Source organism: Streptomyces reniochalinae, from assembly GCF_003323735.1.
Lineage (GTDB): Bacteria > Actinomycetota > Actinomycetes > Streptomycetales > Streptomycetaceae > Streptomyces > Streptomyces reniochalinae.
In genome coordinates this window covers 44,946-54,709 of sequence record NZ_QOIM01000026.1, presented here as the reverse complement: position 1 = coordinate 54,709, position 9,764 = coordinate 44,946, and the positions used below count along the sequence as shown (strand labels likewise).

Sequence of the window (9,764 nt, the reverse complement as noted above, 5' to 3'; positions counted from 1 at the left end):
CCGGGCCGAACCCACAAGACCGCGCAGGGCGACCGGGCCCCGTGGCGGCGCTTCTCGGCCAACGGGCCGATTGCCGGGGGCATGGTCCCGCCGCCGGTCGTCCGGCGGGGGTTTCGCCGGGGAGGTGGGACGCCTCAGTCGGCGGGTCCTTCGGGGCCGGGAGCCGCGTCGCCGTGGAACTCGGGGTCGATGGCGTTGGCCGCGCCGAGCGCGGTCAGCAGCCAGGCGTCGTCGCGGGTGCGCAGCCGGGCCGCTTCGCGGTGGGCGAGCGCCGCTTCCAGCTCGTCGAGGGCGTCGGCCAGCCGGTCGCTGTCGGGCCCGTCGGCGGAGGCGTCGAGCACGCGCCGCCGCGCCTCGGCGACGCCGGCTTTCGCGTCCTCGTAGAGAAGGTCGAATTCAGCCTTGTCCGGGTCAGCAGTCATGGGGGATTTCGCGGAGCTCCTCGGGAATCGTGGGCGTGAGACCGACGCAACCGTACCCCTTGCGGCACGGTGTACGCCCTCGAGCGTCCAGACTACGAAACGATCACATCGATCGGTGCGGGACACCCGAGCGCGCTGCCGGGGAAGCGTACACAACGCCCCCGCCCGCGCCTGCGCTCCCCGGACCGTCCCGCCGCGCCCCAGCCCGTCCCCCGCGTGGCCGCGACGGTCTCGCGGACGCCTACGCGGGCGGCTCGGCGGGGGCCGGGCCGAGGGTGGTGACGCCCCGCGTCATGCGGGGTCCGAGGCCGGTGCGGTAGGCGTCCATGGCCGCCTCCGTCCTGCCCGCGCGGCGCAGCAGGTCACCCAGCAGGCGGCACACGTCGGCCAGGTCGCCGGCGGCTCCGGCCCGCTCCAGCAGCGACAGCGCCGACACGTAGTGCTCCTCCGCGCCCTCCAGCTCCCCGGCCTCCTGAGCGATCAGCCCCAGCAGCCGGTGCGCCGCCCCGGCGTGCACCGCCGCACGCTCCTGGCCCGCCGTGGCCAGCACACCGCGCAGAAGCTCCCTGGCCTCGTCCGTCCTGCCCCGGCGCCGTACGACGTCGGCCAGCTCCACCTCGACCTGTTCCGCGTAGAGCGTCGCCCGCTTGGCGGCGAGCATCTCGCGCGCGGTCCGCATCTCACGCTCGGCCTGTTCCAGATCGCCGCTTTGCGCGTGCACGTAACCGCGCATCCAGTGGCAGTGGGCCAGCTCCGTGCGCAGACGCAGCGTGCGGTAGAGCTCGGCGGCCTTGGCGAGGGAGGCGTCGGCCTCGGCGATCCGGTTCTCCGCCAGCAGGGTGCGGGCCACCGAGCGGTGCAGGGCGGCGACACGTGCGCTGTCGGTGGCCGACGGCGCCAGGGACAGCGCCTGCTCGGCCGCGTGCGCCGCGCGCGCGTGCGCGCCCATGTCGAGGTAGGGGGCGATGGCCGCCGTGTAGAGCAGGAGCAGCGCGTCCGGATCGTGGTGGCCCGAGTTGTTCAGCTCGTCCAGGGCGTTTTCCAGCAGGTAGCAGGAGTAGCGCAGTTCGCCGGCCAGCAGGTGGGCGACGGCCCGCCCGCGCACCGCGGGGGCGCGCCGGGCCGGTGCCGCGTCGGCGAGGAGCCGTTCCGCCGCCTCGAAGCACGTGTGCGCCTGCGCGAGGTCACCGGATTCCAGGGCGCACTCACCGAGGCCGAGTTGCGCGGCGGCGCTCTCCTCGGTCAGCTCGTACCCCTCGGCCTCGGCCAGCAGCCCGGTGAACTCGCGGGCCGCCTCGGCGGTGTCTCCGGTGGCGAGGGTGTGCTGGGCGCCCGTGAGGCCGAGCCGCAGGCCGGTGGCCAGGTGAGCGGGCTGTCCTGTGAGCAGTTCCCGGCTGTCCACGCCCAGCCGGCCGGCCAGATGGTGCAGCGCCTTCTGCGAGGGGCGCACCTTGCCCGCCTCCACGGTGGAGACGTAGGCGGCGGTGTAGGACGGGGCCGCCACCTGGCGCTGCGTCATGCCCCGCTGGGTACGCAGCCGGTACACGCGCTCGCCCACCGTCTCGGACCGTTCGGCCACGGTACGTCCACACTCCTCGCCGGGCCCGGCCCGGTTCCGCGAGCGCGGCCCGGGCACGGAGTCTTGTCGGGTCCTGCCCAACGTCCTATGTTGAGCGGCCAGTTAAGCACGTTTACCAAGCGGCTTATCAATTGTGGCCGCGCAGCCCCCCACCCCTGGAGCAGCCGTGCCCAGACGCGTACGATCCGCCGCGCGCACCCGCATACGCCGGTTCGCCGCCCTCGCCGCCGCGACCACCCTGCTGTCCGCCACCGCGGTCACCGCGAGCGCCCGCGCCGAGCCGTCCCCACACCATCCCCAGGCCACGGCGCGGCCCGCCCACGTCGCCGACAGCCAGACAGTGGAGTCCTTCCGGCCCTCCGGACCCACAGGACACCGGACCGGCGTGCCCACCGCCGCGCCCCAGGACGCCGTCGCCCCGCACACCGCCCTGGACGCCGGGGAGAGCGCGGCCGACGGGCGCGTCTCCGCGCTGCGGCGCACCGGGCCCAGCGCGGAGCGGCTCGACCTGGTCCTCGTCGGCGACGGCTACACCGCCGACCAGCTCGCCGACTTCCGTGCGGACGCCGAGGCCCAGTGGGCCGAGGTCACCGCCGTGGAACCGTATGGCAGCAACACTGACAAGATGAACGTGTGGACCGTGGACGCCGTCTCGAACGAGTCCGGCGTCTCCGGCGACCCCTCACAGGAGGTGAAGCGGGACACCGCGCTCAGCTCGTACTTCTGGTGCGACGGGCTGGAGCGGCTGCTGTGCGCGGACCTCGACAAGGTCAACGCGTACGCCGCGCAGGCACCCGCGGCCGACATCGTCGTGGTCGTCGCCAACTCCACCAAGTACGGCGGCGCCGGGTACAACCGGCTGACCGGCTACCCCTTCGACGGGGTCTCCACCCTCTCCTCGGACAACTCCGCCTCCGGCCTCATCGCCGTACACGAGATGGCGCACTCCATCGGCAGGCTCGCCGACGAGTACGGCTACGGCGAATCCGGCACCTACCAGGGGCCCGAGCCGGAGGACGTCAACATCAGCACCTACAGCGCGCAGGAGATGGCGCAGCGGCAGACCAAGTGGTACTCCTGGCTCGGGAAGGACGATCCGGCGGGTGGGCAGACCGGCACGTTCGAGGGCGCCGGCTACTACGAGAAGGGCCTCTACCGGCCCACTGAGACCTCGCTGATGCGGGACTTCTCGGTACGCGAGTTCAACAACCCCAGCCGCCAGGGCCTCATCGACGGTTTCGCGCGCTACACGAACGGCGGCTGACCGGCGCTCACGCGCTCCGCCCCGGCGCGGGGCGGTGCCGGCCGGGGAACGCGCGCCTGGCGGCGGAGAGGCTGTGCCGACACGCCGGGGCGGACGTATCGGCCCCTCCCGCGTACGCGGGACGGGATGCTGGAGCGTCCGCGCCCCGCCGCACCGGGGGTGGCCGCACCTCGGGCCGCCCCCGGCCCCGCCACCGACGCTGGAGCAGCTCCATGACCGCCGCCGTCGCGCTCTTCACCCGTGACCTACGGCTCCGCGACAACCCACCGCTCCGCGCCGCTTGCAAGGCGGCCGACACCGTCGTTCCGCTCTTCGTGCGCGACACCGGCATCGACGCCGCGGGCTACGCCGCCCCCAACAGGCTGGCGTTCCTCGCCGACTGCCTCACCGATCTCGACCACGGGCTGCGGCAGCGCGGAGCCCGGCTGATCGTGCGTACCGGAGAGGTCGTCGAACAGGTCTGCCGGGTCGCACACGAGGCGGACGCCGCCGAGGTCCACGTCGCCGCGGACGTCAGCGGCTTCGCCGCCCGTCGCGAGGAGCGGCTCCGCGCCGCGCTGGAGTCCGCCGGGAGGCGGCTGTGCGTCCACGACCGGGTCGTCACGGCCGTCGCCCCGGGTGAGATCACTGCGTCGGGCAAGGACCACATGGCCGTCTTCACCCCCTACTTCCGCCGTTGGGAGGACACCCACCGGCGCGACCCGCTGGGAGCGCCACGGCGGATCGGCGCCGTCGAGGGGCTCAAGTCCGAGAAGGTGCCGTCGCGCACACGCACGAAGGGGGTCTCGCCGGGGGTGCCGGAGGGCGGGGAGAGCGCGGGACGCGAGCGCTTCGCGGACTGGCTCAGCTCCGGCATGGACGCCTACGAGGACCGGCACGACGACCTGGCCGCAGACGCCACCTCGCGCCTCTCACCCCACCTGCACTTCGGCACCCTCTCACCGGCCGAACTGGTCGCTCGCGCCCGCCGCCAGGGCGGGCCCGGAGCCGAGGCCTTCGTCCGGCAGCTGGCCTGGCGGGACTTCCACCACCAGGTCCTCGCGGCACGGCCGCACACCGCCCGAGCCGACTACCGTACGCACCACGACCACTGGCGCACCGGAGAGCAGGCAGGCCGTGAGGCCGAGGCGTGGCGCCAGGGACGCACCGGCTATCCCGTGGTCGACGCCGCCATGAGGCAGCTGCGGCACGAGGGCTGGATGCACAACAGGGGGCGCCTCCTCGTCGGCAGCTTCCTGGCCAAGACCCTGTACGTGGACTGGCGGGTGGGAGCACGGCACTTCCTGGACCACCTGGTGGACGGCGACATCGCCAACAACCAGATGAACTGGCAGTGGATGGCAGGAACCGGTACCGACACCCGCCCCAACCGGGTGCTCAACCCGATCACCCAGGGGAAGAAGTACGACCCCGAGGGCGGCTACGTACGGCGCTGGGTGCCCGAACTGGCCGACGTGCACAAGCGGTACGTGCACGAGCCGTGGAAGCTCGGCGAGGAGGAGTTCGCCGCCCTGGGCTACCCCGAGCCCATCGTCGACCTCGGTGACGGCCTCGACCGCTTCCGCCACGCACGCGGCAAGTGAGGCTCGGCCCGCCCGGCCGGTGACACGCGTCCGGCGAGTGGCGTCGTCGGCCGGCGGCGCCGTTCACTCCCCGTGCTGTCCGTACAGTTCACGCTCGCGCAGCAGTTCGGCCGCCTTCGTCAGCGCGGTCGACAGCCGGCGCCTGTAAGTACTGAAGGAGAGGGCCGCACGGCTCGCGGCGGCCTGCTGGGAGCGGGGGCCGCTGACGTAGGTGAGGTCGAGAACGGTGCCCAACTGCTGCTGCCCGGGGCTGGAGCACAGCCGGGCCACCGTCTCGGTCAGCACGTCGCGCAGCGCCGAGGCGCCGCTCCCGGGCGGGACCAGCCGGGTGTCCAGCAGCGCGTTCTCTGCCAGCCGCCGGGTGTCCCGCATGCTGCGGTAGGCCTGCTTGACGGCGTCCGCGAAGTCCGGCCACGGCATCGGCGGTCCGGGCGCGACGGCGGGGGCGCGGGCGGCCGGCGGCTCGTCCGTCAGCAGCCTCGTCGGCAGGGTGTGGCTCCACCGTCCGAAGGGAACAAGGCGCCAGTCGTGCACGAACGGTGTCACCCGCCGGCCGTCGACGTCGAGGACGGAGTCGGCCGGCTGGTGTCCGTACAGCGCGAGGACGGACGGCAGGGACGCCGGTTCTCCGACGGTGGCGGTCCAGCTGACCGCGAGGCCCGGCGTGGTCGCCCACAGCGTCGTCAGACCGAAGGCGACGGCGGGCGACGCACCGTGCGCACCGGTGCTCCAGCGGGGCAGGAGCAGCCGTTCCGAGCGGCGCAGCGGCGCCCAGGCGCTGACCTGCTCCAGGGCGGCCAGCGCGACCGGGTCGTCGGGCATCTCCGCCGTACCGGCCTCCAGACAGGGGGCGATCAGCCAGTCCACGACCTCCCGCCGGGCGTCTTCGAAGACGGTGAACGCGGACGGCTGATGGGCCCACCACTGCTCGGCCAGGAGCACCGCCTGATCGCCGTGCTCCTCCTCGACGCCGGCCAGGACGGTCTTGAGGTCGTCCTGGCGGGCGGGGCGCGGCATCAGACGGTGCGCGCCCCGCCAGTCGAAGGCTGCCCGCAGGACGCGGTTGTCCCGTCCCACGTACGCCAGGTCGGCACCGTTCGACCAGCGGTCGCCCGTCCGCTGGGACAGCCGGTGTGCGAGGTACCCGTGCAGCTGTCCCAGCAGCCGTTCGTACTTCTCGGCGCCCCGCCAGCGCAGGTCGGCCAGCAGCGCGTCGCGCGCCAGCTCGTGGGGGACGAGCCCCTCCGTGGTGCTCCGCACGAACGAGAGCCCCCGTAGCCAGGCGCACAGCTGCCGCGCCTCCTGGGCCGACGTCCCCAGCCCGTGCCGCACCAGTTCCTCCGTGGTGATCCTGGCCAGGGCGAGGACGTAGAGCGCGTCGGCCTGCGCCAGGGAGGGCGTCTCGCGCAGGAGCAGGCGCAGCAGTTCGCGCACCAGGTCGGGGGAGTGGCGCAGCTCCCAGTGCGGGCGCCGTTCCCCGGTCCCGGCACTGCGTGCCCTCGCGTCGGCGATCAGCGTCAGGGCGAGCGGCAGCCCGTGCGCGGCACGCACGGCGACGGGTATGTCCGCCTCCGGCACCCGCCTTACGCGCAGCAGCACGGCGGCTTCCCCGTCGTCCAGGCTCGGCAGGTGCAGACTGCGCAGCGCGTGCCACCACTGTGCGTCGGTACGCCACTCGGCGGCGGGAGGAGTGCGGCCGGCGACGACGAGCAGCGCGTCCGTGGGCATGCCCGGCAGGAAGACGTGGCGCAGCCACTGTTCGAGCGGACCCAGCAGTTCCCCCGAGTCCACCAGCAGCACCCCCGTGACCTCCGGCGGGCCCTGCGCCTCCAGCGCTGCCGAAAACGCCTCGGGGGTGGGCTCGGTGCAGCGCATGTCGACCGTGCGGCAGGTGCGGCCGTGCTGCCGGGCCTCGTCCCCGAAGCGCTGGAGCAGCGCCGTCTTCCCGACGCCCGCCGTGCCGTGCAGCCACACCACGAAGCAGCCGCGCCGGTCGTTGAGCAGGAGATCGCGCAAGACGCGCAGCTCGGCCTCCCTTCCGGTGAAGAGAGTTCTCCGCAACGCCGCCAGTTGCTCCCCGCGCGAGTCGACCGGCCTGGACGTGGGAGACATCTGCATCTTCGTTCTGCGGTCCTTCTCTTGCTGACTGGCGCCTCGGGTGCCCGGCGAGGCCGGTCCGCCTCCCCTGCGCGGACCGTGGGCAGCACTGCCGGGTCGAGGCGCGCACTGCGGCTTCACGGTGTGTACGAAAGGGACGCACCGTGCGGAGGACTCCGATCGTACGGAACATCGATTGATGTGCGATCGGGCAGGTGGGGGAACGGTCGCAGGTCAACACGGTGCGGGTGAGAACGGGCGCCGTCACGCCGCCGGTACGTCAACGGCGGCCGTTCAGCCTCTCTTCGGGCACGGATTCGGTCATCTCCACGGTCCGACCGGGCACATGAGGGCCGCGCCCTCGAAAACGCGTACGCCCGCTCGCGAGGGCGTGCGCTCCGCGCCGCCCGTGACGACGCCCTCGTCCGTACCACCGCAGTGGTGTGGCTGGTCTGCAACGTGCTGCACCTGATCTACCATGACGGTCCCGCGCATGCCGCCGCCCTCGATGGCCAACGCCACCCGGTACCCGTCCGTTCGGGCCCCTGGGCGGCTGTCAGCCGCCGCTCGCTCGGCCAGTACGGCCGCGACGGGGTGGGGGAGGGGGAGCGGAGCCTGCTGGGACACTCCGGTTGTTCTACCAGGGGCGTGCGGGGGCGATGCGCCGGGCGGGGGCGCCAACCGTCCTCAGGGACCGTCGGTTCCGGGGCGGGGCCACGGGCGGCCCTCGATGCGTTCGATGTCGCTGTTGAAACGCCTGAGGTAGGAGGCGAAGTGGGCGATGTCCTCGTCCGACCAGTCGGCCATCACCTTGTCGAGGGCATGGACGAAGTAGTCCCGCTTCTCGTCGAGCATGCGGGCGCCCTTGTCGGTGATCCGGAACTTGCGTGCCATGCCGCCCGCGGGGTCGGGGATCCGCTCGACCAGCCCTGAGCGCATCGCCGCCGCCGTCTGGCGGTTGAGCGTGGAGGCGTCGAGACCGAAGGCGTCGCTGAGTTCGCCGATGGACATCGGACCCTGGACGCGGATCCGGCTGAGCAGGATGTAGGCGCTCCGCTCCACCAGCCCGTCCTTGCCGCGGCCGCCCTTGTGCTGCCACAGCCCGTGGCGGCTCAGCAGCATCTGCTCGTACTCGACTTCGTGGGTGCGGTTGCTCATGTGCCGTGCTGCCTCCTGCTTTTCCCTGCGAGCCATGGGCGCCCGGCGGCGTCGGCTGCCCGACGGCATTCTCTCATAGCTGTGTATGGGACATGAGAAATGCATGGGCCACATTGCATGTACGATGCACATCAATGTCCGGCCAGACAACGAGGAGTTCCGGCATGGAGGCCACCGAGCCCTCAGCCCGTGCGGGCGGCGTGGTTGCCACGCTCGCCTTCGCGGGCATCACGGCAGCGATCATGCAGACGCTGGTCACCCCGCTGATCGCGGAGCTGCCGAAGATTCTCCACACCAGCGCGTCGAACGCCGCCTGGGTGATCACGGCCACGCTGGTGGTGGGTGCCGTCTGCGTGCCCGTCTTCGGCCGCCTCGGTGACATGGTCGGCAAGCGCCGCATGCTGCTGGTGTGCGCCGTGCCGCTGATGGCCGGCTCCGTGGTGTGCGCCCTGTCGTCGACGGTGGTGCCCATGATCGTCGGCCGGTGCCTCCAGGGGATGGGGATGGGCATGGTGCCGCTGGGCATCGCCCTGCTGCGCGACGTGGTCCCGCAGGAGAAGCTCAGCTCCTCCATCGCCCTGGTCAGCGCCTCCATGGGGATCGGAGGTGGTCTGGGCCTGCCGATCGCCGCCGCGATCGCGCAGTACGCCGACTGGCGCGTCCTGTTCTGGGGCGCGGCGGGGATGGCGGCACTCGTCGCCGTCCTGCTCTGGTCGTTCGTCCCCGAGGTGCCCGCCGCCGCCAAGGGGCAGCGCTTCGACGGCCCCGGGGCGCTGGGGCTCGCCGTCGGCCTCGTCTGCCTGCTGCTGGCCGTCTCCAAGGGCGGCGACTGGGGCTGGGCGTCCGGCACCACTCTGGGGCTGTTCGCCGCCGCTGCCGTGGTCCTCGTCGGCTGGGGCGCCTGGGAGGTGCGCACTCACGACCCGCTGATCGACCTGCGCACCACGGCCCGCCCGCGCGTGCTGTTCACCAACGTCGCCTCGGTCTTCGTCGGCTTCGGCATGTACGCGAGCATGCTGGTCATCCCCCAGCTCCTGCAGTTCCCCGAGGCCACCGGGTACGGGCTGGGGCAGTCGATGCTCGCCGCCGGTCTGTGGATGGCACCCGGCGGCATCATGATGATGCTCGTCTCCCCGCTCGGCGGCATGCTCACCAACGCCCGCGGCCCCAAGACGACGCTGATCAGCGGCGTCCTGGTCATCGCCCTCGGCTACGGGCTGTCGCTCCCGCTGATGGGCACGGCCTGGGGGCTGATGGTCGTCATGATCGTGGTCAACAGCGGGGTCGGGCTCGCCTACGGGTCGATGCCGGCCCTGATCATGGGCTCGGTCCCGCAGTCCGAGACGGCGGCCGCCAACGGGTTCAACACCCTCATGCGCTCCCTGGGCACGTCGATCGGCGCCGCCGTGGTCGGCGTCGTCCTCGCACAGATGACCCTGACCAAGGGCGGCTACACCTTCACCTCGCAGAGCGGCTTCCGTACCGGGCTGCTGATCGGCTGCGGTGTCGCGCTGGTCGCCGCTGCCGTCGCCGCCGCGATCCCGGCCGCCCGCCGCAGCGGGTCCGATGCCGCGCCGTCTCCCGCCGCTGCCGAGCCCGCGGCTGTCGACGCCTGACCGCACCGGGCGGTGGGAGACGCGCTGACCGCGTACCCACCGCCC

7 protein-coding genes are annotated in these 9,764 nt (G+C 72.9%); 3 read left to right on the top strand and 4 right to left on the bottom strand.

Features of this window, described 5'->3' with window-relative positions:
* Positions 1 to 134 precede the first annotated feature (134 nt).
* The gene (locus tag DQ392_RS07990) at positions 135 to 422 is read right to left on the bottom strand and encodes a hypothetical protein (protein ID WP_245981257.1); all 288 of its coding nucleotides are present in this window, start codon (positions 420 to 422) and stop codon (positions 135 to 137) included.
* Positions 423 to 663: 241 nt separating this feature from the next.
* A complete protein-coding gene (locus DQ392_RS07985) occupies positions 664 to 2,001 on the bottom strand; it encodes a helix-turn-helix domain-containing protein (protein WP_114014814.1) in 1,338 nt (445 codons plus the stop codon).
* Positions 2,002 to 2,167: 166 nt separating this feature from the next.
* On the opposite strand from DQ392_RS07985, the gene DQ392_RS07980 reads away from it, so the two are divergent.
* Both DQ392_RS07980 and DQ392_RS07975 read left to right on the top strand, forming a co-directional pair.
* Positions 2,168 to 3,265 carry a M64 family metallopeptidase gene (locus DQ392_RS07980; protein WP_245981256.1) on the top strand — a complete coding sequence of 366 codons (1,098 nt, stop codon included), beginning with the start codon at positions 2,168 to 2,170 and terminating at the stop codon, positions 3,263 to 3,265.
* A gap of 212 nt (positions 3,266 to 3,477) precedes the next feature.
* Positions 3,478 to 4,848, top strand: coding sequence for a cryptochrome/photolyase family protein (locus DQ392_RS07975; protein ID WP_114014813.1), 1,371 nt, complete (start codon positions 3,478 to 3,480; stop codon positions 4,846 to 4,848).
* A 63-nt stretch (positions 4,849 to 4,911) separates the two neighbouring features.
* Here the strand turns inward: DQ392_RS07975 and DQ392_RS07970 are convergent, their stop codons facing one another.
* Both DQ392_RS07970 and DQ392_RS07960 read right to left on the bottom strand, forming a co-directional pair.
* A complete protein-coding gene (locus DQ392_RS07970) occupies positions 4,912 to 6,960 on the bottom strand; it encodes an AAA family ATPase (RefSeq protein ID WP_114014812.1) in 2,049 nt (682 codons plus the stop codon).
* A 672-nt stretch (positions 6,961 to 7,632) separates the two neighbouring features.
* Positions 7,633 to 8,103: a MarR family winged helix-turn-helix transcriptional regulator gene (locus tag DQ392_RS07960; protein ID WP_114014810.1), complete on the bottom strand. Its 471-nt coding sequence runs from the start codon at positions 8,101 to 8,103 to the stop codon at positions 7,633 to 7,635.
* 164 nt (positions 8,104 to 8,267) lie between these two features.
* Between DQ392_RS07960 and DQ392_RS07955 the strand changes: the two genes are divergently transcribed.
* Positions 8,268 to 9,719 (top strand): MFS transporter, encoded by a 1,452-nt coding sequence (locus tag DQ392_RS07955; protein ID WP_114014809.1) that lies wholly within the window; start codon positions 8,268 to 8,270, stop codon positions 9,717 to 9,719.
* Positions 9,720 to 9,764 lie beyond the last annotated feature (45 nt).

Coding starts and splice junctions, on each gene's coding strand:
- DQ392_RS07960 (WP_114014810.1), bottom strand. CDS start 8,103: ATGAGCAACCGCACCCACGAAGTCGAGTACGAGCAGATGCTGCTGAGC.
- DQ392_RS07970 (WP_114014812.1), bottom strand. CDS start 6,960: ATGTCTCCCACGTCCAGGCCGGTCGACTCGCGCGGGGAGCAACTGGCG.
- DQ392_RS07955 (WP_114014809.1), top strand. CDS start 8,268: ATGGAGGCCACCGAGCCCTCAGCCCGTGCGGGCGGCGTGGTTGCCACG.
- DQ392_RS07975 (WP_114014813.1), top strand. CDS start 3,478: ATGACCGCCGCCGTCGCGCTCTTCACCCGTGACCTACGGCTCCGCGAC.
- DQ392_RS07990 (WP_245981257.1), bottom strand. CDS start 422: ATGACTGCTGACCCGGACAAGGCTGAATTCGACCTTCTCTACGAGGAC.